Here is a 23,055-nt window from a genome sequence, read left to right as displayed (position 1 = left end):
TTATTTTATGAAACTATAAGAACTATTCACGAATTTGGCCGTTGCCATGAATAACATATTTTGTTGATGTTAATGCAGGCAAGCCCATTGGTCCACGGGCATGTAGCTTTTGTGTACTAATACCGATTTCTGCACCATAGCCAAATTCAAAGCCGTCTGTGAAGCGGGTGGAGGCATTATGATACACTGCTGCTGCATCAACATTGTTTAAGAACGTCTCGGCGGTTAATTGATCTTCTGTAATGATGGCCTCAGAATGATTTGTGCCAAAGTATTGAATATGCTCAATCGCTTCATAGACATTTTCCACCAATTTAACGCTTATTTTTAAATCAAGGAACTCTGTCGCATAATCTTCCGCCGTAGCTGGAAGGGCAGCTGCAAATTGCTGACATACTTGCTCATCACCGATGATGGCTACACCTGCATGATGAAGGGCCGTTAAAAGCTGGACGCCATGTTCTTGAAACCAAGTAGGATGAATGAGTAAGCTTTCTGCTGCATTACAAACAGAAGGACGCTGTGTTTTAGCATTCAGACAGATTTTTTCTGCTTTTATGTAATCCGCCATTTCATCCACGTAAATGTGACAGTTGCCTGCACCTGTTTCCAGTACAGGAACAGTCGCTTCATTGACAACTAAATCGATCAGGGCTTTGCCACCGCGAGGAATGAGCACATCTAAGTACTCTTTTAAATGGAAGAGTTCTTTGGCTGTTTCGCGGCTTGTATCCTCAATTAATTGAACAGCATCTGTAGGGATGGATGTTTTAGCAAGCGCGCGATGAATACTTGCAACAAGAGCCATATTAGAAAACTTAGCAGAGGAGCTTCCACGCAAAATAACTGCATTGCCCGTTTTTAGGGAAAGTGTTGCTGCATCGATCGTGACATTTGGTCGAGCTTCATAGATCATACCAATAACACCAAGTGGCACAATTCGTTTTTCAATGCGCAGCCCATTGTCTTTTTCAATGCGTTCAACAATTGTACCTACTGGATCGTTTAAGGAGATGAGTAAATGAATGGCATCGGCCATTGCCGCAATCCGTTCTTCATTGAGCATGATGCGATCTAACGTAGACGCAGGAATACCTTGCTGCTCACCCTGTGCCAAATCCTTTGCATTTTCAGCCATGATATCAGGTTGATCGATTAATAGCTGTTCTGCAATTTTTTTCAGTGCCTCATTTTTCTCGCAGGTTGTTTTAATATTTAACATGTAGCTTGCGGCTTTTGCGCGTTGTCCTTTTTCTTGAATTTCACTTGTCATTTGTCATTCCTCCTTAATTCGTTTGAATTTTCAGCCATTTGTCTCGGTGAATTACCTCAATAGGGCTTTTCAGCAATGTATCAGTCCGTTTTCCCATGGCAGAGATAAGCTCTTGGGATGAGTACAGTACTTCGCCGCGTCCTAGTAAGTCCTTCTCACTATAGACTTCAACAACATCACCATTTACAAAATCACCTTCTACACGATAGACGCCAGCAGGTAATAGACTTTTCCCATTATTCATTAAAGCCTGTTCAGCACCACTATCTATAAAAATCTTACCAGAAATTTCCGTAAGTGCAATCCACTGTTTATGATTTGTTAACACAGCAAGCTCGTCATGCTCCACWTWAGTGCCATCACCTTGTCCTGCTAAAATATCGACGAGCTTCTGTGCACCATGACCTGTTCCGATAAATACCTTCACCCCTGCACGTAGCGCTGTTCGGGCCGCCAGAAGCTTAGAGGCCATGCCACCTGTGCCAACCTTTGATCCTGTACCATCCGCAAAGCTTAGCAGATCATCTGTAATAGCCGCTAATCGATCAATGCGCTCTGCCTGAGGGTTTTTATTGGGATTGGCATTATAAAGGCCATTGATATCTGTTAAAATGATGAGCTGATCTGCGTGGACAAGTCCACTGACGAGTGCTGAAAGCATATCGTTATCTCCAAAGGTTAATTCACTAATTGACACTGTATCGTTTTCATTAATAATCGGTAGCATGGATCGTTCTAACAATTCCTCGAAAGTCGCATAGGCATTTTTATAGCATTCTTTTTTAGAAAAATCTGTTCGCGTCAATAATATCTGTGCAGGCATGATATCATAAATACTAAATAAGGCACTGTACGTTTGAATAAGTAGGCTCTGTCCTACAGCAGCAGCTGCCTGCTTTCCTTTCACTGTCACAGGGCGAGCAGGGTAGCCTAGTTGTTTAAAACCCGCCGCTACAGCACCTGACGAGACAAGCAACACTTCATGACCCAATTTCTTCAACTCSGCSATTGCCTKCWCATSGTCCMTTWMGCKWMCTTTATCGATTTCACCCTTCACATTCGTTAAAGAGCTACTACCAATCTTAACAACAATTCTTTTTCTCTCCATCTCACTACCTCCATCATTGCTGAATCAAGATAAAAAAAGCCTTTTCATCCTAAAAATTAGKACGAAAAGACTTGCCTTCCGTGGTACCACCTACATTGAATATCATGCGACATTCCACTTTTCTCATAACGCTCGAGACTGCGCCTAGTTTGGCTAGGACGTTTCACGAAGTAGGTTTCATTAGTCTTTCTTGTACAATGCCTTTCAGCCGATGGGCATCGCTCTCTTTTCAAGCAGTGGCTAACTACTGGTCTTCGTTCGTTTTCTCATCTATTGACTAAAGGATGCACTACTTCTATAAGTCTGTCAAGCTGAATGGGTAAATTACTTGAAAGTTTTGATAAATTAAGAAAGGGATGCGCTAAAACGCTAAAGAGGTCGCTTATTCAATTATTTAAACCACCAAATCGCAATGAAAAGGGGTAGCATAGCCAGTACAATGACAAAGAAACTCCAAATGACTTGTTTCCCCGAAGACATATTTTTGGGTTTAATGCTCATTTGTTCATACAGCTGGTTAATGGCCCGTTGCTCTTTCGCATAAAGCATTGCTTGAAATTCTTCGTAATCTTGTATATAGCTAGATGGGGCACGTGGACTGAAGCGTAAATTTCGAATGGAATCTGTAATCTCTTTGTCAGCCATCCAATACGTGAAGACAGGTGCTAAGCCTGCGTTTTGTGTGGCCTTTACCTCAATGTCATGGGATTTCATTTTATAGTAAACCTGTCCATGCTCATCCTCATATTGCGTGACAATATCACTTACTGCCATTATCAATCACCTCTTATGGAAGTTATCTGGTTTATCATGAGTTTCTACTATTATAATGGATTAGGGAAGAAAAGTATCGCTTGAGCGAGCATAAATTGTGAAACCAAAATTTAAAAAAAGTTTTGGATAAAGTCATAAACTTACATCTAGTGAGAACAACGTCATGTAGTATAATGTATATAGTTTTTTAAAAGAAGTTGAAGGAAGGGAAAGTTTTGGACATCTCAACGTTATTTGCGTTTTTAGGGGCTGCGATGATTTTAACCATTATGCCAGGGCCCGATAATTTATTTGTGCTTGCCCAAAGTATTACACAAGATAAAAAAGCGGGTATTGCCACATCTTTTGGATTGTGTACAGGGCTACTTGTTCATATTAGTGCAGCAGTACTTGGTATTTCTGCGATAATTTATCAATCGACCATTATTTTTACCATCGTCAAATTTGCAGGAGCAGCGTATTTATTATATCTAGCTTGGCAATCATTTCGTGCTAAAGGAGACCCTTTTACGTTGCAACAGCAAAATACGCAAGCCTATATTAAATTATATAAAAAAGGAATATTAATGAATATTTTAAATCCTAAAGTATCGTTATTTTTCCTAGCGCTGTTACCACAGTTTGTTAATCCATCGCAAGGACATGTGGCGTTTCAAATGCTTATTTTGGGTATTGTATTTTTAATACAAGCGCTTGTATTATTTTCATTGTTTAGTATATTTGCAGGGAAAGTTAGACAAGTCATTATTGGTAAACCTGCGATTGCTAAACGACTAAATACAGTTCAAGGTATTTTATTCACATTTATCGGGATACAGATTGCCATCAGCAAACAGTAGGGAGGAATGGACATGGCTATTTTACATATTACCTTTAGCTTAGCAACGCAGGGTTCTATGAAACTTGCAATTCGTCAACATCGTTTGCAGCGAAGTGAATCAGTTCTAAGTGTCCATGATGATCTCTCGATTGGACCTCTTCAAAACTTTGAAGAACGTAAAACTTGGTTAGCCACGCATATTTTAGATGATGATGACCAGCAATTGTATGATGAGATGTATGAAAACTGGAGGAAAAAAATCGCTAATTTACCTTGTGATGTGGATGTGTGGATTTGGTATAGTCACAACACACATGAACAGATAGGACTGCGCTATGTGATGAGTGAGTTAATTCATAAATGCAGTATGGTGTATGGTATTGATGCAACGGAGAATCTGAAGAGTATTCACCCCAATTTAGACATTCGCCATACAGGCGAGCTTTCCTCGGAAATGCTAATGAAGCTTCGCCCTAGTGCAAAACGATTCTCTGTGCAAGAATGTCAGCAACTCGCTAAGGAATGGGAAAACATCAAAGAACAGCCAAGTACATTACGGTTATGGAAAAGTGAACTATTGCATGTAGAGGAAGATGCAATGGATGCATACATTATCGCCAGTGCAAAAAATTTGCATTTACAGCAAAATGAAGAGTGGCTAATGCCTACGCATATTTTGGCACAGACATTTGAAACATTTGTCCATTATGTAGGAAATGATTTTGTAGAGTATCGCTTACTGACGCTCGTCGAACAGGGAGTATTTGCAATGAAAGGCGATACAAATGATATTTTTTCCTATCAGGTTAAATTACTTTAATACATTTAAGAGAATGAACAGTAAAAATCAGGCGAGCAAAGCCTGATTTTTTATTGTGCCAAATGCTTGAAGCCGTTTGTATTAGTAGTGCTCAAAGTCAGTCGTTTCAACATAATGATTCAGCACAGTAACTTAACCTTTTTAATTTTGATAACACTTTTCATATTCATCTTTCATTAACAAACTTTGACAAGCCAAGCCATTTTCATGATAAATCTCTTTATCAATACTTAATACTATACTTCTATTTGAATTGGTATAATTAGGCTCTTTATTAACAATGGATAATTTTTCTTCGTCTAGCCATTCCATCGAGAATTGACTTTTTGCCTCTGCATAATAGACGATTTTGTTTGTGTGAGCATTATTATTTAAAATTTCTATCCATACATGAACACCACCACTTGGACCTGCACCACCATATGGTTCATAATAAGCGTGCGCTGTATATTCCCCTGTAGGAGATGACACAGATTCGGGCACCTTTTGCGTATCTTTTTTATCTAAAGTACTAAACGTAAAAAAATATTGGATATATATAAATATTCCCAAAAACAGTACTAAACCTGTCAAGAGTGATATTAGTGTTTTTTTAGGGAAGTTTTTCTGTTTAAAAAAGAAAATCATTAATTTGATTACAAAAATGAACAATACGATCAAGGTAAATAAAAATACAAAGAAACCTAATGTATTAAGTAATAAATTCAAATTATTACCTCCCTAGTATGGTAAAACAGTGCCTTTTAGAAAATAAAGCGAGTAACAAGGACATCTAGATGATGTTGTTACTCGCTCTTTCTATTTATTGTCATAAAAATCAAAGACAAATTGTTTAAACTGACGTGCAGATGGCGATAAATAACGATTTTCTATCCAAGCCATGCCGATAATTCGTTCACATACCATATCCTCAACATGGATTTTAACGATTTTTTTGGGGTTTAAATCCTCATCATCGGGCAGTAAGGAAACGCCAAGCCCCGCACCAACAAATCCAGCGATTGTCGATACTTCATCACCTTCATAAGAAATTTTAGGCTTAATGCCCGCAGCATTTAATAAGCGATCAGCTGAGCGGCGTAATGCATAGCCTTTTTTCATTAAGACAAAACTTTCATGCTCCAATTCTTTCATTTTGATGCTTTTACGATGGGCTAATGGATGGTCAATTGGGACCATTATAAAGAGCTCATCTCGCCATAATTCCTTCCAACAAACTGGCGGCTCTGTATCGATCGCGGCTAGTAGGCACAAGTCTAACTCACCTGCCAGTAATTGTTTTAACTGTGAATGGGAGTAGTTTTGTGTGAAATGAAAACGGATATGGGGATGTTTTTGACGGAAGGCACGAATCAAGTCGGGTACAATACTCGTTCCAAGTGTATGTAAAAAACCGAGTGATACATCTCCAAGTTCTGGATTATTAAGCTCCTGTAATTCTAAAACAGCCTTTTCATATTCTTTACGCATGCGCTGGACACGATATAAAAATAGCTCTCCATATCGGTTTAGCATAATCGAGCGCCCTTGTCTGTCGAAAAGCGGTACACCTAATTCTTCCTCCAGCTTTGAAATTGAACGACTAAGTGCTGGCTGTGAAATCGCTAATGCTTCGGCAGCCCGTGTCATATGCTCTAACTTTGCAACGGTTACAAAATATTCTAATTGTTGCCACTCCATTTTTTTCACCTCTTTTCTTGTGATTTTTAAGTTATCTGCATTATAACGGGAAACAGACGGGAAGTATAGGTAACAAAAAATTTTTAAAAGGACGTTGCAATTATTTAGCAGAAAGGAAAAGTTAAGTAGCAGAAAGTGTGATAGTACAGCCGTTAAGTTGACATCATTCATGCACAATAAACATTGATTTGATAAAAACTATAAATTGTACATTATGAATAAAGGGTGATAAGATAGACACATAAAATACACAATTATTAATTTCCGTGAAGGGGATATCATAAAATGAAGTTAACAAAGCCACAACCTCTAACAATCGAGGGAGGCAAAAAAGCCGTACTATTACTGCATGGATTCACAGGTAGCACAAAAGATGTGAAAAAGCTAGGAGAATTTTTATCTCAACGAGGTTATACTGTGCATGCACCAATTTATAGTGGGCATGGCGTAGAACCAGAAGCATTATTAGAAACAAAACCAGAAGATTGGTGGAACGATGTAGTAGAAGGTTATAACTTCCTACAAAAGAAAGGCTATGAAGAAATCGCTGTTGTTGGGATTTCACTTGGAGGCGTCTTTTCGTTAAAGGTCGCAGAGACATTCMCAGTGAAAGCATGTGTAGCGATGTGTGCACCGATTACWYKTKWTAWTTCAWWWKGCTTWTTTAMMMGTTTGTACCACTATGCTCGTTTATATAAACACTTTGAAAATAAATCAAAAGATCAAATTATTTCAGAATTACATGAATTACGTATTTCACCGAAGGATTCATTGGACGGCGTAACACGTTTAACAACAGAAACGCGTGAAGAATTATCAACAATCAAAGCACCAACTCTTGTGTTACAAGGCTCACTAGATGATGACCTATATCAAGAAAGCGCACCTTTTATTTTAAATACTGTGGAAACAGACGACAAAGAAATCATTTGGTATGAAAACTCTGGCCACATTATTACATTGGACAAAGAACGCGATAAAGTGTATGAAGATGTTTATAAATTTTTAGATCATATTGAATGGTCAGTTGCAAACTAAGAAGGGGCTGTCAGTAGACAGCTCTTTTTTTGTTGAATCTCACTGGATAAACGAAAAAACTATTGTAATTATAATAAATGCTTGATAACATGATGAAATTGTAGTGAAAAATCATTCGATTAAAATAATTTGCTATAGTCTAAAACTTCTAAGGAGCACATCAATTATGCAACAAAAAATACCTTTTTCAACTTACGCAGTCATTGGTACCATGTTATTTGGACTGTATTTTGGAGCAGGGAACCTAATTTTTCCTATTCAAATGGGTCAATTTGCTGGGACTAATTTTTGGTTTGGATTAATCGGATTTTTAGTGACTGCTATCGGCTTACCATTCCTCGGAATTTTGGCAATTGGCTTATCAGGTAGTAATGGTTTACGTGATCTAGCCAATCGTGTTCATCCTATATTTGGTATTATTTTTTCATTGGCACTGTACTTAACAATCGGACCATTCTTTGCCATCCCACGTACAGCAACTGTACCTTTTGTAGTAGGGTTTGAGCCATATATTCAAGCACAGCATGCAACGCTACTACTAGCTGTATTTAGCTTTGTATTTTTCGCGATTGTCTACTATTTTTCTTTAAATCCAGCGAAAATAATGGATTATATCGGTAAATATTTAACGCCTGCATTTTTAGTTGTTTTATTTATTTTAATTATTACAAGCATTACGAAGCCAATGGGCCATTTCCAGCAGCCAATTGGTGAATATATGGATGCCGCCTTTATGACAGGCTTTAAAGAAGGCTATAATACGATGGACGCCCTTGCCTCACTAGCCTTCGGGATTGTTGTCATTAATGCAATTAAAAGTGCAGGGATTACAAATCGTAAGGAAATTGCCAAGGCTACATGGACATCAGGTATTTTTGCGATGGCTTTAATGACGCTGATTTATGGTCTCATAACATATATGGGCGCTTCCAGTATTAATGCTGTCGGGACTTTTGATAATGGTGGTTTAATCTTTGCGGCAGTGGCCGATCATTATTTCGGCTCATTTGGAGCTATTTTATTGGCGGTCATCATCGTGCTCGCTTGCTTAAAAACAAGTATCGGCTTAATTACATCTTGTAGTGAGTTTTTCCATGAGGTATTTCCAAAAATTAGTTACAAATGGTTTGTGTTTCTGTTGTGTGCTGTATCCTTTACGATTGCGAATTTTGGTTTAAACAATATTATCAAATATGCTATTCCAGTTTTAATGTTCTTATATCCATTAGCAATCGTCCTAATCTTGCTCGCTCTAAGCTCATCCTTCTTTAAGAATAAGCAAACAGTGTATGCCATAGCGATGATTTTTACATTTTTCATTAGCCTGATTGATGGCTATAAAGCTCTGGTAGAAAGTGTGCCAGATGCGAAGTTAGGTATATTGGATGCAGTAGAGAAATACTATTCTGCGATGCTACCTTTTTATGATATTGGCTTAGGATGGATACTGCCAGCGTTAATAGGGGCAGTAATTGGAAGCATGATTCCGTCTCGAAAAGTTATATAATGAAAGAAACACGCACAGAAAATGTCTCTGTGCGTGTTTCCTTATGGATTAGTAAGCTGTCCAGCMACCATCAACAGCAATAACTTGTCCATTCACAAAGCTAGCCTCATCTGAGCCTAGGAAGATCGCTAATTGAGCGATTTCTTCTGGCTGACCAGCCCGCGGATTGATGGATAGTCCTAATGCTTGTCGTGCAGCACCTGTTTGGCTCATATTTGTCATAGAAGAGGCGATATTGGTCATCACTGCTCCTGGAGCAATACCATTACAGCGAATATTTTTATCAGCATACATAAAGGCTGTATTTTTTGTTAAACCAACTACCGCATGTTTTGAAGCTGTATAAGCAGCCCCAGCCCGTGCACCATATAAGCCACCTGCAGAAATATTATTGACAAAGACACCATGACCTTGTGCAAGGAAAATTTCGGTAGCCATACGCATAGAGCGCATAATAGCTGTTGTATTCACTGCAAATACTTTTTCCCATCGTTCATCAGAAATTTCTCCAACTGGCTCCATACCATCCATAATACCTGCATTGTTGACTAATATATCTAATTGACCATAGTTCGTTTTTGTTTCATCAAATAAGCGTTGTAAGTCTTCTGTTGATGCGACATTGGTTTGAATGGCAAATGCTGTTCCTCCAGCCGCTTGAATACCTTCCACAACCGCTTGGGCACCCTCTAAATTTAAGTCTGAAACGGCAACCTTAGCGCCTTCTTTTGCATATCCTTCTGCAATGGCTTTCCCCATACCTGAAGCTGCACCTGTCACAATGGCTACTTTACCTTCTAATCTCATCTCAAAGACCTCCTCATAGTAATTTCTTTACTTATTGAACATCTGTTCATTAAAATCATATAATAAAGATGAAAGCGATTTCAATATGCAAAAAAACGGGATGTGTTGAGTAATCAACACATTTGGACAATCTGTTTATTAAGGAGTTGAAAAAATTGCGCACTACGGATTTACGGATTATTAAAACGAAGCAAGCTCTCCACGATGCTTTATTGACCTTGCTTAGCCAAAAACCATTGGAGCAAATCTCCATTGCTGAAATTTGTAGAGAAGCAAAGGTCAATAGAGGAACCTTCTATTTACACTACGAGCAAAAAGAGGGGCTCTTTGAAGAGTACTTTCAGGAGATAATGGAGGATTTATATCAATCCTATGAAGAACCCTATCGTGCCGTCACGACATTGGATACAAATCAATTAGATCCCAATACTATCCGTATTTTTCATCATATTGAACGCTTTAAAATGTTTTACCGTATCGTCTTTTCTAAAAATGTCCCGCTGACCTACTATTACATGCTATTTGATGGGATTTATTCCCTGCTAAAACGCGATATTACCACACAGCACATACATCAAATGGAGGATCATATCTCGATCGACTATTATAGTGCCTATCAAGCAAACGCCATCATCGGACTCATCATCCAATGGTATCGCGGCGATTTCAGCGATAGCGTGACCATGTTAAATCAACAGCTAGCAGCTATTTTAAAGAATGTGAGGAGTGGGGGATAGAACGCTTGAATTGAAGGATAGAAGAGAAAAAGTGGCGGATAGAACGCTCAATTTGAAGGATAGAGAGAGAAGTGACGGATAGAACGCCAGAATTGAAGGATAGAAGAGAAAAAGTGGCGGATAGAACGCCCAATTTGAAGGATAGAGTAAGAAGCAGTGGATAGGACGCCAAAATTGAAGGATAGTATAGGAAAAGTASCGRATAGCCAGCTCAARGTGAAGGATAGAGAGAAGCAGTGGATAGGACGCCAGAATTGAAGGATAGAAGAGAAAAAGTAGCGGATAGAACGCTCAATTTGAAGGATAGAGTAAGAAGCAGTGGATAGGACGCCCGATTTGAAGGATAGTATAGAAAAAGTGGCGGATAGAACGCCCAATTTGAAKGATAGAGTAAGAAGCAGTGGATAGGACGCCAAAATTGAAGGATAGTATTAGGAAAAGTAGCGGATAGCCAGCTCAAAGTGAAGGATAGAAGAGAAAGAGTAGCGGATAACCACTMAAAGAGAAGGTCTACATCAACTTGTAGACMTTCTCTTTTSTATTAAATCATCGGACTGGAGCTGGCTTAAATGTGACGATTAACGTAGCGATGGCTAGTGTCACGAAGATKATGATGGCCAATGAGCTACTGTTTTGCAGGAGATTATCAGAACTACCACCAAAGATGATTGTGTAGTAGCCATCTGCTCCATACGAGGCAGGTAGCATGGCAGCGACCTGTTTGTATCCTTCAGATAGCATGGTTTTTGGAACAAGTACACCTGATGTTACTAATTGGAGTGAGAGAGCACAAATATTAAATATCATCCCCATATTCCCAAAGGCAATTACAAATACTTGGGCCAAGCTAAGGAAAGCAAGATACATTACAGATTGGAAGAGATAAATCGACAGCAGGCTTTCTTGACTATCGATATTAAAAAGGTGCATCAAGCCAATTGTTATGAATGGCAATGTAAAGGCTACGCCCACATTGAGTAGCTGTCGTGCGAGAAACAATTSCCATWTTGATAGGCTGYCTTGAACGAGCTGGGATGCTTGAKGGTGTTGCATAATCATAACCATCGCTCCCACAAAGGAGGAGATGATGACCATAAGTGGGACAAAGTTTGCAGCAAATCCCTTTACATCATTGGTTTTTACAATCGTACCATCGACGGGATGGTCTTTGACATTCATTACAGTCGTTTTGACAGAAGTGGTAATTTGTTGGGCAGTGTGTTGCTCGAAGGGAAGCTGAGCAAATTGTTGAGCAAAGACTGCAACCGCTTGATTTTGTTGCATTGGATAGAGGGCTTGATTGATTTCTTCTGTTAATTGCTTTGCTACACCCTCCATCATATTTTTCGCTACACTTGCATTGGCTTGATTAATCGCATAAATAATTTCAGCCTCTTTCCCTGCTTGAATTTGATTTGTAAAATCGGATGGAATTTGCATAATCATATTAATTTGTCGTTCGTTTAATGCGCGCTCAGCTTCCTTCATCGAAGAATAGCCCTTCATTCCAAAGGGGATGGAGCCTTTGATGTTCTGTGCTACCTGTTGACCCATTACAGAATCTTCCACAACAATACCAATGCTTAACTGTTCCGCTCTTTCATTGACACCATCATAGGCAGTCATCCAAATTGTAAAGAATATTAATTGGAAGGCAATGGTTGCAACAATGCCGATATAGGTTTCACGAACTCGCAATAGTGCTTGTAAACCTGTCATTTTTTATTCCCCCTAAAATTAAGTAAGTACTTACTTGCATTGATTAGAAAAATTTTTTCTAGGAAACGAGTCCCCTAGAAAAAATAGCAACACTAGTTTGTAAAAGTTCTTCAGTTGGTAAGTCAGACACGATAGTTCCAAGGCGAGCACGTGACATAAAATGACCAAAATTCAAAGCTATAAGCGATAACGCTGCTGCTTCAAAATCAACTTCTCTTATTTTTCCTTGTTGATGCATCTCTTGAAAATAGTGAATGAGCTCCTTTTTTATGAGGAGCGGGAGATTGGCGATTTCCTCACTAATTTCAGGAAATTGAATAGATTCCTTAAAGCCGATCATGACAAAATCTTTAATCGACATTAAAAAATGAAAATGCTTCAGTGAGAAATTCAATAAATCCTTTTCTAATTCCCACGTTACATTTTGATTGATCTCCTGCTGTAGAAGAGGATAATAAGAAAATTGCTCAATAATGGCTTTTAATAAACCACGTTTGTTGCCAAAGTGACGAAAAAGAGTGACCTCATTGACACCTGCTAATTCTGCAATGGTTTTGGTAGTTGCAGCTGTATAGCCTTTTTCACTAATCAATTGTAGAGCAGCTTCGATAATTCGTTGCGCAGTTCCTTTCGTTGTCAAGAACATACTTCCTTCCATGCAAGTAATTACTTACATCCTAGCATAGTGTACGAGGATCTGCAACACTGTGAATGAGCGTTGACAATTATATCGACTGCTGATATATTTTGAGTATATCGACTGGCGATATATTGATGGACGATATAAAGGAGGATTAGTATGACACAGGAGCATCCGCCATTAACAGAGGGCGTTTATTATATTTTATTAGCATTATTTGAGTCGAGGCATGGCTATGGCATTATGCAATTGGTGGAAGAAATGAGCAATGGAAGAGTGCGCTTAGGGGCCGGAACCATATATGGTGCGATTAAAACATTGTTGGAACGAGGATGGATAGAGGCACTTGATGGAGATGGCAGAAAGAAAGAATATATTATTACTGAAACTGGAAAAACAGTGGTGGAATATGAAATTTTACGATTAAGGGAACTTTTTGACAATGGTATCCGTATAACGAGAGGAGTTGAATAATATGCATAAATATCGATTGATGATTAATCCCTATGCAATAGAGAAGTGGGTCAATGACATGGCTAGTCAGGGCTGGCACTTAAAAAAATTTACATGGATTCGTTTTACGTTTGAGCGTGGAGAACCAAACAGCTATATTTATCGCCATGATGAATTAGAGCGATACGGTACGCACTATGAAGAGGAATTTCTCGAATTTCTCAAATCCTCTGGCATTGAACAAGTAGACCGCTCTGGAAATTTTGTATTTTTTAGAAAAGCAGCACAGGAAGGTCCATTTGAGCTGTATACAGATAAAAAAACGAAAATTGGTAACCTGTCAAAAAAGATGAGGATCCTGCTTTCTCTTATTCTACTTAATTTGTTCATTGGACTGATCGGTTTAATTGGCGATTTTTCGGAGCAAACAACAGACTGGGTTGGTTTTGCGTTAAATACGCTGAATCTTGTGGTTGTTGTAGTATTTGCCCTCCCATTCTATAAGCTTATGCGTATACGTAATCGATTAAAGAGAGAATTAAATGTATTTTCGGATTAACGAAGCGTCTATTATTTTCCGGGAAATCAGAAAATAATGAAAAAGGAAGCATGATTTTATAGTAGGAGTGATGCAAAATGAAAAAAAGAATGTATCGTTTTTTTATTGATTACGAAAAGGAAGAACGATGGGTCAATGACATGGCAGATCGGGGGTGGAATCTTAAAAAGACAGTAGTAGGCTACTTTGTTTTTGAAAAAGGGACACCAGGTCAATATATTTATCGAAATGAATTTATCAATAGAAAGTCGAAGGATTATTTTGAGTTTCTAGACGAAATGAATATCGAGTGTGTGTCTAAGTTTGGTGGGTGGGCCTATTATCGAAAACCGAAATCGGAGGGCCCTTTTGAGATATTTTCAGATGCTTCCTCGAAAATAAACTATATTAAATCCATGAATCGCATTTTTATATTCGTGCTACTGTTAAATTTAATCATTGGTATTTATAATCTATCGCTAGGTTTACGGGAATTCGTTGTAGGATCTATGAATACAAGTGTGGGGTGCATGAATTTGATTGTCGCCTTACTGCTATTCATTCCTATAGTAAAAAATGAAAATCGTAAAAAGGGCTTGAAACAAGACTTACATATATTTGAAGGATAAGGAGGAAGACAACATGACATTACAGTTACAGCATGTCACAAAGAAGTACAAGGATTTTACAGCTGTAGATGATTTAAATTTTACCATTGAAAAAGGGGAAATTTTCGGTCTAATTGGTCAAAATGGTGCAGGAAAAACAACGACATTCCGAATGATTTTAGATTTACAGGAGACGACAGCGGGGACGATTACTTGGGATGGGCAGCCAGTTAATGCCATTAACCGAGATGTCCTTGGTTATTTACCAGAGGAGCGTGGTATTTTCCCAACAATGAAGGTAGAGGAGCAGCTTTACTTTTTTGGTGAGCTACGTGGCATGAAACGAGCAGAGCTGAAAAAGGAAATAGATTTTTGGATTCAACGCTTTGAACTGGAGGAAAAACGCAAGGATAAGGCAGAAACACTGTCAAAGGGGAATCAGCAAAAGGTACAGCTAATTGCAAGCTTTATCCATAAACCTGCGTTTTTAATTTTAGATGAGCCGTTCAGTGGGCTAGATCCCGTCAATAAAGATTTACTAAAGGATGCTATTTTACTATTGAAAGAGCAAGGCACGACGATTTTGTTCTCCAGTCACCAAATGGACAATGTCGAGGAGCTTTGTGATCATTTGTGTTTATTAAAACGAGGTGTTTCTTTATTTTCTGGAAGCTTACTAGATTTAAAGAAACAATATGGTAAAACAAAGCTTGCTGTCCGTACGGATTGGTCAACAACACAATTATTGGCACTTGAGGGTGTCAAGGATGTGCGTGTAGAGAAGGAGCAAACAGTGCTTACATTAGTGGACGAAAGCTTTGCTCAAGGTATCTTTGAGCAGCTATCCAATGGGAAGTATATTGAAAAATTCAGCTTAGATTATTTATCGTTAGATGAAATCTTTAAAGATAAGGTAGGTGGCCATGTTGTCGAAGTTTAGTTTATTAATGAAGCAATTATATAAAGCTAAAATTAAATCAAAATCCTTTATCTTAATGACTTGTTTATATGTAATTGTCATGTCAGTGGCTGTCTTCTGGTCAGAAATTAAGGAATTATTCACAGGTGATGATGAAGCACAGCAAATCGCGATTATTAATAAAACCTCTGCTGATCTAAGTGGTATTTTTGTCTCGAATGGAGATATGAATTTTATTCAAGATGAGCAAGATGTATCGACCCTTGAAAAAAGAGTAAAGGACGGCAAGCTGGATGCGATTGTGACGATTAACGACCAAAATGGTCAATTACATGCTGAAATTGCTACGTTTACACCACTGAAATTAAACGATCAATCTACATTATCATCCTTATTACAATATGCAGGACAACACTATGCCGTACAACAATTATCGCTTTCACCTGAGCAAGCGGCACAAATCATGGCAGCTCAAACAACAATTTCAACGAAAAACTTAAATGAGGCATCAACAGGTGGAAAAAGTGAAGAAGAAAAGCAATCAGGGCTAGTAGTTTCCTATGCGGTAGGAATTTTAATCTATTTCTTCATTTCTACATTCCTATCGATGATTACGACTGAAATAGCCTCTGAAAAAGGCTCACGCGCAATGGAAATGCTGTTAGTTAGTGTCAAACCTGGGACACATTTTAAAGCAAAAATCGCTGGAGTTTTATTGCTCGCTTTAACACAGATGGGTATTATTGCGATCGTGTTCCTTATCTATGCGAAGTTTATCAAAGGTGGAATGGTTTGGGATGCAGCTGCTAGCATTGTCAAGGAATTGTCCGTTGGCTATGTCATCTATGCTATCGTATTCCTACTGTTAACAGTTATCCTTTATCTTATTATCGGTGCATTATTTGGCTCTTTAGTATCGAAAGTAGAAGAGGCGGGTCAAGTATTAATGCCTGCGATGATTATTACGATTATTGGCTTCTATGTTATGCTGACAGGCATGGGGAATCCAGATACAATTATCATTAAAATATTCTCTTATATCCCACTAACTTCTGGAATGATCATGCCAATGCGTATTGGCGCTACAGATATCGGTGGCATTGTACCATTACTTTCTTTAGGAATTTTAGTCGTAACGATTGTTGTCGTATACCTATTCAGTTTATCGTTCTATAAACGTAGTGTATTGACATATAGCTCTGGCGGCGTCATTCAAAAAATTAAAACGGTATTAAAGGTAACAACATAACATAATGGCAGCTACATGGATAATGTAGCTGCTTTTTTGGTGTCATGGTGCCATTGTTAGCAAACAATGTAAAGGAATTTACGGAATCAGTCGAATTTTGGCTAGAAAGAAGCTATAATTTATAAAAGGGGATGGGATGATGTTAGCTAAATCAGAGGTGGAGGCAATTCTTGACCGATCATCAAATCAGCGTTTAGCAACAATCGAAGAAAAAGCGCAGCTCTTTCAAAAGCTTCAACAGCTGTGCGCTACTAGTAAAGAAATAGCAGAAATTCTTCACTATTGCACTGAAGTGGAAATTTTTGTTGATAATGCTCACCCTAATCAATATAGTTTGCAATATAAGGTACACCAGAATGACTATTGTATAGCAGATTCGTATTTTTTCATCCTATAGAAAATGAAACTTTTTTACATGGTAATCGTAAGTAATTAGTAGAGATAAATTGCAGGGGGTAAAACATATGTCTGAATTCAACAATGATCTTTTAAAATCCAAGGACCCATTCGCTTCAGAAAATCCTTTATTACAGCCAAATCCACTTTTACAGCAAACGGCTGAGCAAAAGCCAGTACTTGTATCTGAGCAGGAACTATCACAAATCGCTCAAAACCAGCTAATGTTAAAGCAGGATCCAGAGGTTCATACACTTGCACAAAAAATTGATGTCAAAGATCAAATTGCCATGCTAGAGCTCGGTAAAGAAACGGCAAGTGGCATTTCAACCTTTTCTGATAAAATGCTCGCAACGATGAAAGCTAGTAAGCTGGAAGAATCGAGTGTGCTTTTAAATAACCTGAATAAAATTATGGATAAATTTGATCCACAGGATTTTGCGGAAGAGAAAAAGGGCGGTTTCATCTCCAAGCTCTTTAACAAAGGAAAAGAGCAATTGGAAAGATTCTTATCTAAGTATGACAGCATGAATAAAGAAGTGGATGTCATTTACCGTGAAATCCAAAAATATGAAGGGGAAATGAAGCGTAATACCATTGACCTTGAAAATTTGTATGATCAGAACTTAAACTACTTCCAATCATTAAGTAAATTTGTTGCAGCTATTGAAGTGAAAACAGAAGAGGTTCGTGCGTCTTTACCAGCACTTGAACAAAAGGCTCAAAGTGGTGATCAATTGGCAGCTATGGAATATGAAACAATGCTACGCGCTGTGGAATTATTAGAGCAACGTCGCTATGATTTAGAAATGGCACAACAAGTATCATTCCAATCAGCACCACAAATTCGCTTAATGCAGCAAGGGAACAATCACCTAATTGCCAAGATTAATTCTGCCTTTGTCACAACGATTCCGATCTTTAAGCAGGGGCTTATTCACGCAGTGACATTAAAGCGTCAAAAGTTGATTTCTGATTCTATGGTGGAACTAGATCGCCGTACGAATGAAATGCTTGTGCGTAATGCTGAAAATATTAGTAAGAACAGTGTGAATATTGCTCGTCAAGCTGGTAGCCCAAGCATTAAAATCGAAACCATTGAAACAACATGGCAAACAATTATGGCTGGTATTCAAGAAACAAAGCAAATTCAAGCAGAAACAGCAAGAAACCGTGAAGAAGGTCGTAAACGTATTGAGCGTTTGCAATTGGAGTATGAGAAACTGAAAAAAATGTAAGGCTAAAGCTTCTTGCAGCTATTGTTGCAAGAGGCTTTTTTTATGGAAAGGGTAGGCAGGTAGAGGCTCCTTCCACACAAGGGAAATGATCTTTGACAAAAAGCAAAAAAGTGATTATGATAATGTTAAATGAGAATGATTATCAAATAGAAAAGGAAGCGGAAAGATGCTACACAAAGGTATTCGATTACATGTAATTATTCGTGGAGGTGTGAAAAAATAAATGGCAAATAAAATAAATCCCTCTACATTGTCGTATGAGCCGTTTAAAGATGGAACGCTTGCTCTATACACGACAGATAGCTTAATGATTGTACCGCAAAGTCGCTATCTAGAGCTTCTGCATATGGAAGAGTTATATAATGCTATGTATAAGGATTTAGATAACAAGCAAAATGGTTTAGAACGAGAACGAAAAATGCTAAAAAAACAAAATGCACAGCTAACAGAGGATCTACAAAAGTTAAAGCAGCAAAACACGGTCTTGCAGAAAAAGGTCACTGAATATAATTGTGTGGTGGAGGAGATGAAGGTGCTCCGTCAACAAAATACAGACCTTCTCATTGAACTAAGTAAATATACAGCGATGTCAAGAGAGTCATTGACGGGGCCCTTGAAGTCGATGATTCGAGATATGCGTGAGCAAGGGGTTGGAATTAAAGAAATCCATATTCGCATCAAGCGCCAAATCAATCCAGAGATTAGCTATAGTACTGTACGCAAGTATATTTCTGAGCTAGAGTCGGAACAAAAAGGTTAACAGCTTTTAAAAGGAACTAGAAATTTGGCATTTACAGCAGCTACTCAAAGTCCTATAATGAGTCTATTCTTTAACTAGTTTAAGATTATAGGAAATCGTTAACCGATTTCAGTAAGAGTAGGAGCGTTAATATCATGTCAAATGAGAAAAAAGGAGTTTTGGCAGCCTTTTTTGCCTATGCCTTTTGGGGAGCATTCCCTCTATATTGGAAATTACTTGAGCATGTACCAAGTATGGAGATTTTATTATCCCGTGTCATTTGGTCCTTTGTCTTTACGGTGCTGGCAGTACTCGTATTTCGAATGCGTCAGGATCTCGTAGCAGATTTAAAATATTTATGGTCACATCAAAAGCATTTCTGGCAGCTTGCGGGTGCATCCTTTGTCATTTCAATGAACTGGTATTTATATATTTGGGCAGTGACGCATAATCATCTCATTGAAACGAGCTTAGGTTATTATATTAATCCGCTATTGTCTGTAATTTTCGGGGTGATTTTCTTTAAAGAATCGCTGAGTCGTGCACAATGGGTAGCAACAGGAATTGCTTTTATTGCGGTGATTATTTTAACGATCAATTACGGCTCAGTACCTTGGGTAGCTTTATTGATTGCGCTATCTTTTGCTATTTATGGTGTGCTGAAAAAGAAAATTACACTGGATGCTACAAGAGGCCTAGCCATTGAAACGTTATTGATTTTACCCTTTGCATTAGGCTATTATGTCTATCTTTTTGCTACACATCAAGCCTCGTTTTTACATGTCGATGTTAAAACAGATATTTTGATGATCTTTAGTGGTTTAGTAACAGCCGTCCCGCTTATTTTATTTGCGAAGGGGGCACAAAATATTCCTTTATATTTACTAGGGTTTATCCAATATGTATCGCCAACGATTGTCTTGATTTTAGGTATCGTGCTATACAAAGAGCCATTTAGTCAGGTTGAGCTCCTTGCATTCAGCATTATTTGGGCAGCTTTACTTTTATTTTCTGGTTCGAAAATTATAGAAACAAGAAAAGCCCATCATAAATCAGTTTCGTAAAAGACTTGTAGATTTTTCTACAGGTCTTTTTTTGTAACTTTTACCACTTCGCTTTGTWATGGACAAAACTTTTTTATTTCTTATCKGATTGGGCTGCTGGATTGTCTGCTATTTTGTTTARTCKTATCCGAAAGATCGATAAAATTCCTCCACTAACATGGTGAAAAATATAGGTAGCTTATTGAGATGAAGTGACTGTTTGAGCACTATTAAAATCGCTAGAGCGAATGGCAGAACGATTACGATGGCTGCGGGATTTTTCAGCTCATGCTTTTGCCTTCTAAAAAATAACCAACAAATAATGGTAGCCATTAAGAGTGCACTGAGTAGGATGAGGCTAACAATGAATAACTCATTCACCGCTGCTTTATATTGCGCTAAATGCAAGACTGCATAATGAAAGCCCCTAGCGTTTATTTCACCACTCACAGTGGCAGAGGCTGTAGGGATTATAAAAATAAATAAGAAAATGAAGGTAAACAGGCAATGGGGAGTCTTTTGTTGCATTTGGGTACTCCCTCCAAATAGAGTCTTTTTGATAGATTCGACAAAATAGGAGAAAACCTTTTGAAGGTAGGTACCTTTACTTTCCTGTTAGCATATAGTAAAATGTCAATAATTAGATAACAATGATCAATTAATGAGAGGTGCTTTTTGTGAGTGCGGTAGGTTCTAACTAGGTAAAAATTGAATGAAATAGTGGCGATGACGACAGCAGGGGATACATGTTATAAACACCCCTTATTTTGTCATGGATCTATTTCAACAACCTATGTAGATACCTACAATACTTTATTAAGCGTGGCAGATAGGATAGAAACTTCAATTAGCTGAAGTTTTATTTGTGATGCCAGGAAAACGCGCCTTTTAAAGATAGAGCTGTGGGGATTCCTCACAGCTTTTTTATTTTGTTTAAACCATCATTGCTATCTATTATTGGGTAGGTATCTTCATGTATGATAAAACATTACAATGAGGAGCAAAAAGAAATGAATAATACTACACTTGAAAAATTACAATATCATGAATTAAAGGACATCGTTAAATCCTATTGTGTCAGCGGGTTAGGAAAACAGCTTTTAGATAAATTAATGCCAAGCTCAAACTTAACAGTGGTAAAAAATCGGTTGAATGAAACAACAGAAGCTCGTGCAATATTGGATGCAGAGGGGCATGTTCCGTTTTTAGGGGTATCGAATATTGAGCATATTATGACAAAGCTTGAAAAGGGAATGCTTCTAGATCCCAGTGAGCTAGTGAGTATCTCTGATTTTTTACGAGGCTGCCGCAATATCAAAAAATTTATGTTAGATAAGGCATTTTTTGCGCCTGTTCTTTCCTCTTACGCTCATTCTATGGCTGAATTTAAAAGCGTGGAGGAGGAAATTAATTTTGCGATCAAAGCCAATCGTGTAGATTCGGCTGCTAGTCGTGAATTAAAACGCATCCGACATCATATGGAAACGACAGAAGAAAAAATTAAAGAACGTTTAACGAAATTTTTAAATAACAGTGCTAATAAACCGTATATTCAGGAATTTTTTATTAGTCAAAAGGATGATCGCTATACGATTCCGATTAAGGCGAMCTATAAAAATCATGTACAGGGTACGGTCGTTGAAATTTCCTCCAAAGGGGCAACCGTTTTTATGGAGCCAAGTGTTGTCGCTAAATTAAATGTAGAATTAGCTACCTTAAAGGCTGAGGAAGCCGTGGAGGAATACCAGATTTTAGCGTCTTTATCAGGGCTATTGATGGAACATCTTCATGCCATCACCATTAACATGGAGTTGATTAGTCAATATGATATGGTTTTTGCCAAAGCGAAGTTCAGTAGACAAATTGGTGGTAGGGAGCCACGTATAAATGATTACGGTTATATTCAACTAATCAATGGTAAGCATCCATTACTACCAGGAAATGCGGTACCCCTTCAATTTTCCATCGCGAAAGACTACCGTAGCTTAATTATTACAGGTCCAAACGCTGGTGGGAAAACAGTTGTGTTGAAAACCATTGGCCTCTTAACATTAGCTACGATGTCGGGCTTCCATATTGTAGCGGACGAAGGAACGGAAATGGCTGTATTTGATCATATCTTTGTTGATATTGGCGATAATCAAAGTATAGAGAATGCACTTAGTACGTTTTCTTCTCATATGAAAAATCTTTCCGATATTATGAGAGCTGCTAATAATCATACACTCTTACTGTTTGATGAAATTGGCAGTGGAACAGAGCCAAATGAAGGAGCTGCACTAGCCATTGCGATATTAGAAGAATTTTATCAAATGGGCTGTATAACTGTGGCAACTACACATTATGGTGAAATTAAACGATTTTCTGAAATGCATCCTGATTTTATGAATGCGGCAATGCGCTTCCATGCTGATACATTAGAGCCTTTGTACCAATTACTCATCGGCACCTCTGGAGAAAGCAATGCCTTATGGATTTCTAAAAAAATGAATGTCCGCGAAGGTGTTTTACAAAGAGCAAAGGATTATATAAATAATAAACAATATCAACTGACGATCGTTCAGGACAGTAAAATTCGAAAGCCTAAAGAAGAGAAAAAAAGCTTGGCAGCGGCTTATACATTTGCAAAGGGGGATCGTGTGAAATTATTGGACTATGATGATGTGGGATTGGTATATGAAGAAATGAATCCGTACAATAATGTCAGCGTATTCTATCAGGGGCAAATACTAGAGGTGAATGTAAAGCGGCTTGCCCTTGAATTACCTGCAACAGAGTTATACCCTGAAGGCTATGATTTAGAGACATTATTTGTAGACTATCAGGATCGGAAGCTTCAGCACGATATCGAACGTGGGTCGAAAAAAGCGTTACGCAAGATCCATAAACAAATAAAGAGTGATCGTCAGCAATAAAAACAAGGGATTGCACAGCCTCGTGCAATCCCTT

23 protein-coding genes and 1 pseudogene are annotated in these 23,055 nt (G+C 38.1%); 15 read left to right on the top strand and 9 right to left on the bottom strand.

Annotated features, from left to right (window positions below):
- Window positions 1–22 precede the first annotated feature (22 nt).
- From ACHZEU_RS05400 to ACHZEU_RS05390, 3 genes and pseudogenes are all read right to left on the bottom strand, one after another.
- Window positions 23–1,273, bottom strand: coding sequence for a glutamate-5-semialdehyde dehydrogenase (locus ACHZEU_RS05400; protein WP_328011921.1), 1,251 nt, complete (start codon window positions 1,271–1,273; stop codon window positions 23–25).
- Window positions 1,274–1,286: 13 nt separating this feature from the next.
- Window positions 1,287–2,381, bottom strand: a pseudogene (gene proB / locus ACHZEU_RS05395) (glutamate 5-kinase).
- A gap of 390 nt (window positions 2,382–2,771) precedes the next feature.
- Window positions 2,772–3,155 carry a sodium:proton antiporter gene (locus ACHZEU_RS05390; protein WP_279494564.1) on the bottom strand — a complete coding sequence of 128 codons (384 nt, stop codon included), beginning with the start codon at window positions 3,153–3,155 and terminating at the stop codon, window positions 2,772–2,774.
- Window positions 3,156–3,370: 215 nt separating this feature from the next.
- On the opposite strand from ACHZEU_RS05390, the gene ACHZEU_RS05385 reads away from it, so the two are divergent.
- Window positions 3,371–3,994, top strand: a complete 624-nt coding sequence (locus ACHZEU_RS05385) for a LysE family translocator (protein WP_279494566.1) — start codon at window positions 3,371–3,373, stop codon at window positions 3,992–3,994.
- Window positions 3,995–4,006: 12 nt separating this feature from the next.
- Window positions 4,007–4,795, top strand: a complete 789-nt coding sequence (locus ACHZEU_RS05380; RefSeq protein ID WP_054550835.1) for a DUF1835 domain-containing protein — start codon at window positions 4,007–4,009, stop codon at window positions 4,793–4,795.
- Window positions 4,796–4,936: 141 nt separating this feature from the next.
- Here the strand turns inward: ACHZEU_RS05380 and ACHZEU_RS05375 are convergent, their stop codons facing one another.
- Window positions 4,937–5,503, bottom strand: a complete 567-nt coding sequence (locus ACHZEU_RS05375) for a DUF5412 family protein (RefSeq protein WP_404804144.1) — start codon at window positions 5,501–5,503, stop codon at window positions 4,937–4,939.
- Between the two features lie 90 nt (window positions 5,504–5,593).
- Entirely contained in the window at window positions 5,594–6,475 is an 882-nt protein-coding gene (locus ACHZEU_RS05370; protein ID WP_048390154.1) for a LysR family transcriptional regulator, read from the bottom strand.
- Window positions 6,476–6,760: 285 nt separating this feature from the next.
- Between ACHZEU_RS05370 and ACHZEU_RS05365 the strand changes: the two genes are divergently transcribed.
- Together ACHZEU_RS05365 and brnQ are read left to right on the top strand one after the other, a co-directional pair.
- Window positions 6,761–7,513 carry an alpha/beta hydrolase gene (locus ACHZEU_RS05365; RefSeq protein ID WP_404804143.1) on the top strand — a complete coding sequence of 251 codons (753 nt, stop codon included), beginning with the start codon at window positions 6,761–6,763 and terminating at the stop codon, window positions 7,511–7,513.
- Between the two features lie 166 nt (window positions 7,514–7,679).
- Entirely contained in the window at window positions 7,680–9,020 is a 1,341-nt protein-coding gene (gene brnQ, locus ACHZEU_RS05360) for a branched-chain amino acid transport system II carrier protein (protein WP_066037727.1), read from the top strand.
- A 48-nt stretch (window positions 9,021–9,068) separates the two neighbouring features.
- On the opposite strand, the gene ACHZEU_RS05355 is transcribed toward brnQ, so the two are convergent.
- Window positions 9,069–9,827: an SDR family oxidoreductase gene (locus ACHZEU_RS05355; RefSeq protein WP_404804142.1), complete on the bottom strand. Its 759-nt coding sequence runs from the start codon at window positions 9,825–9,827 to the stop codon at window positions 9,069–9,071.
- A 155-nt stretch (window positions 9,828–9,982) separates the two neighbouring features.
- Here ACHZEU_RS05355 and ACHZEU_RS05350 point away from each other — a divergent pair, with 155 nt between their 5' ends.
- Complete coding sequence (locus ACHZEU_RS05350; RefSeq protein ID WP_048390162.1) at window positions 9,983–10,564, top strand: TetR/AcrR family transcriptional regulator; 582 nt, start codon at window positions 9,983–9,985, stop codon at window positions 10,562–10,564.
- A 546-nt stretch (window positions 10,565–11,110) separates the two neighbouring features.
- Here ACHZEU_RS05350 and ACHZEU_RS05345 read toward each other — a convergent pair.
- Complete coding sequence (locus ACHZEU_RS05345) at window positions 11,111–12,283, bottom strand: YhgE/Pip domain-containing protein (RefSeq protein WP_404804141.1); 1,173 nt, start codon at window positions 12,281–12,283, stop codon at window positions 11,111–11,113.
- 58 nt (window positions 12,284–12,341) lie between these two features.
- Window positions 12,342–12,929, bottom strand: coding sequence for a TetR/AcrR family transcriptional regulator (locus tag ACHZEU_RS05340; RefSeq protein WP_227744833.1), 588 nt, complete (start codon window positions 12,927–12,929; stop codon window positions 12,342–12,344).
- Window positions 12,930–13,082: 153 nt separating this feature from the next.
- Here ACHZEU_RS05340 and ACHZEU_RS05335 point away from each other — a divergent pair, with 153 nt between their 5' ends.
- The 9 genes from ACHZEU_RS05335 (at window position 13,083) to rarD (ending at window position 20,127) form a co-directional block, all read left to right on the top strand.
- Window positions 13,083–13,397 (top strand): PadR family transcriptional regulator, encoded by a 315-nt coding sequence (locus tag ACHZEU_RS05335; RefSeq protein WP_131519801.1) that lies wholly within the window; start codon window positions 13,083–13,085, stop codon window positions 13,395–13,397.
- A 1-nt stretch (window position 13,398) separates the two neighbouring features.
- On the top strand, window positions 13,399–13,935 hold the full coding sequence (locus ACHZEU_RS05330; RefSeq protein WP_333879954.1) for a DUF2812 domain-containing protein: 537 nt from the start codon (window positions 13,399–13,401) through the stop codon (window positions 13,933–13,935).
- Window positions 13,936–14,012: 77 nt separating this feature from the next.
- The gene (locus ACHZEU_RS05325; RefSeq protein WP_048390174.1) at window positions 14,013–14,543 is read left to right on the top strand and encodes a DUF2812 domain-containing protein; all 531 of its coding nucleotides are present in this window, start codon (window positions 14,013–14,015) and stop codon (window positions 14,541–14,543) included.
- Window positions 14,544–14,556: 13 nt separating this feature from the next.
- Window positions 14,557–15,462 carry an ABC transporter ATP-binding protein gene (locus ACHZEU_RS05320; RefSeq protein WP_048390175.1) on the top strand — a complete coding sequence of 302 codons (906 nt, stop codon included), beginning with the start codon at window positions 14,557–14,559 and terminating at the stop codon, window positions 15,460–15,462.
- Complete coding sequence (locus ACHZEU_RS05315; RefSeq protein ID WP_081011063.1) at window positions 15,446–16,690, top strand: ABC transporter permease; 1,245 nt, start codon at window positions 15,446–15,448, stop codon at window positions 16,688–16,690. The genes ACHZEU_RS05320 and ACHZEU_RS05315 overlap by 17 nt, the downstream gene beginning before the upstream one ends.
- A 139-nt stretch (window positions 16,691–16,829) precedes the next feature.
- The gene (locus ACHZEU_RS05310) at window positions 16,830–17,087 is read left to right on the top strand and encodes a hypothetical protein (RefSeq protein ID WP_404804140.1); all 258 of its coding nucleotides are present in this window, start codon (window positions 16,830–16,832) and stop codon (window positions 17,085–17,087) included.
- 67 nt (window positions 17,088–17,154) lie between these two features.
- Window positions 17,155–18,324, top strand: a complete 1,170-nt coding sequence (locus ACHZEU_RS05305) for a toxic anion resistance protein (protein ID WP_048390185.1) — start codon at window positions 17,155–17,157, stop codon at window positions 18,322–18,324.
- Window positions 18,325–18,547: 223 nt separating this feature from the next.
- Window positions 18,548–19,084, top strand: a complete 537-nt coding sequence (locus tag ACHZEU_RS05300; protein WP_048390186.1) for a hypothetical protein — start codon at window positions 18,548–18,550, stop codon at window positions 19,082–19,084.
- A gap of 134 nt (window positions 19,085–19,218) precedes the next feature.
- Complete coding sequence (rarD, locus tag ACHZEU_RS05295; protein WP_048390187.1) at window positions 19,219–20,127, top strand: EamA family transporter RarD; 909 nt, start codon at window positions 19,219–19,221, stop codon at window positions 20,125–20,127.
- A 117-nt stretch (window positions 20,128–20,244) separates the two neighbouring features.
- Here rarD and ACHZEU_RS05290 read toward each other — a convergent pair whose 3' ends face one another.
- On the bottom strand, window positions 20,245–20,634 hold the full coding sequence (locus tag ACHZEU_RS05290; RefSeq protein WP_404804139.1) for a hypothetical protein: 390 nt from the start codon (window positions 20,632–20,634) through the stop codon (window positions 20,245–20,247).
- 482 nt (window positions 20,635–21,116) lie between these two features.
- Between ACHZEU_RS05290 and ACHZEU_RS05285 the strand changes: the two genes are divergently transcribed.
- Window positions 21,117–23,021, top strand: a complete 1,905-nt coding sequence (locus tag ACHZEU_RS05285; RefSeq protein WP_404804138.1) for an endonuclease MutS2 — start codon at window positions 21,117–21,119, stop codon at window positions 23,019–23,021.
- Window positions 23,022–23,055: the final 34 nt, after the last annotated feature.

Origin of the sequence: Lysinibacillus sp. S1 (assembly GCF_044986265.1) — a bacterium.
In the GTDB taxonomy this organism is placed as follows: Bacteria; Bacillota; Bacilli; order Bacillales_A; family Planococcaceae; genus Lysinibacillus; species Lysinibacillus capsici.
This window is presented reverse-complemented; position numbering and strand designations above follow the sequence as displayed.

Excerpts from the sequence above, each read along its gene's own strand:
- ACHZEU_RS05380 (WP_054550835.1), top strand. The coding sequence starts at position 4,007 with ATGGCTATTTTACATATTACCTTTAGCTTAGCAACGCAGGGTTCTATG.
- brnQ (WP_066037727.1), top strand. The coding sequence starts at position 7,680 with ATGCAACAAAAAATACCTTTTTCAACTTACGCAGTCATTGGTACCATG.
- ACHZEU_RS05320 (WP_048390175.1), top strand. The coding sequence starts at position 14,557 with ATGACATTACAGTTACAGCATGTCACAAAGAAGTACAAGGATTTTACA.
- rarD (WP_048390187.1), top strand. The coding sequence starts at position 19,219 with ATGTCAAATGAGAAAAAAGGAGTTTTGGCAGCCTTTTTTGCCTATGCC.
- ACHZEU_RS05400 (WP_328011921.1), bottom strand. The coding sequence starts at position 1,273 with ATGACAAGTGAAATTCAAGAAAAAGGACAACGCGCAAAAGCCGCAAGC.
- ACHZEU_RS05330 (WP_333879954.1), top strand. The coding sequence starts at position 13,399 with ATGCATAAATATCGATTGATGATTAATCCCTATGCAATAGAGAAGTGG.
- ACHZEU_RS05300 (WP_048390186.1), top strand. The coding sequence starts at position 18,548 with ATGGCAAATAAAATAAATCCCTCTACATTGTCGTATGAGCCGTTTAAA.
- ACHZEU_RS05315 (WP_081011063.1), top strand. The coding sequence starts at position 15,446 with ATGTTGTCGAAGTTTAGTTTATTAATGAAGCAATTATATAAAGCTAAA.
- ACHZEU_RS05340 (WP_227744833.1), bottom strand. The coding sequence starts at position 12,929 with ATGTTCTTGACAACGAAAGGAACTGCGCAACGAATTATCGAAGCTGCT.
- ACHZEU_RS05390 (WP_279494564.1), bottom strand. The coding sequence starts at position 3,155 with ATGGCAGTAAGTGATATTGTCACGCAATATGAGGATGAGCATGGACAG.
- ACHZEU_RS05305 (WP_048390185.1), top strand. The coding sequence starts at position 17,155 with ATGTCTGAATTCAACAATGATCTTTTAAAATCCAAGGACCCATTCGCT.
- ACHZEU_RS05335 (WP_131519801.1), top strand. The coding sequence starts at position 13,083 with ATGACACAGGAGCATCCGCCATTAACAGAGGGCGTTTATTATATTTTA.
- ACHZEU_RS05310 (WP_404804140.1), top strand. The coding sequence starts at position 16,830 with ATGTTAGCTAAATCAGAGGTGGAGGCAATTCTTGACCGATCATCAAAT.
- ACHZEU_RS05325 (WP_048390174.1), top strand. The coding sequence starts at position 14,013 with ATGAAAAAAAGAATGTATCGTTTTTTTATTGATTACGAAAAGGAAGAA.
- ACHZEU_RS05370 (WP_048390154.1), bottom strand. The coding sequence starts at position 6,475 with ATGGAGTGGCAACAATTAGAATATTTTGTAACCGTTGCAAAGTTAGAG.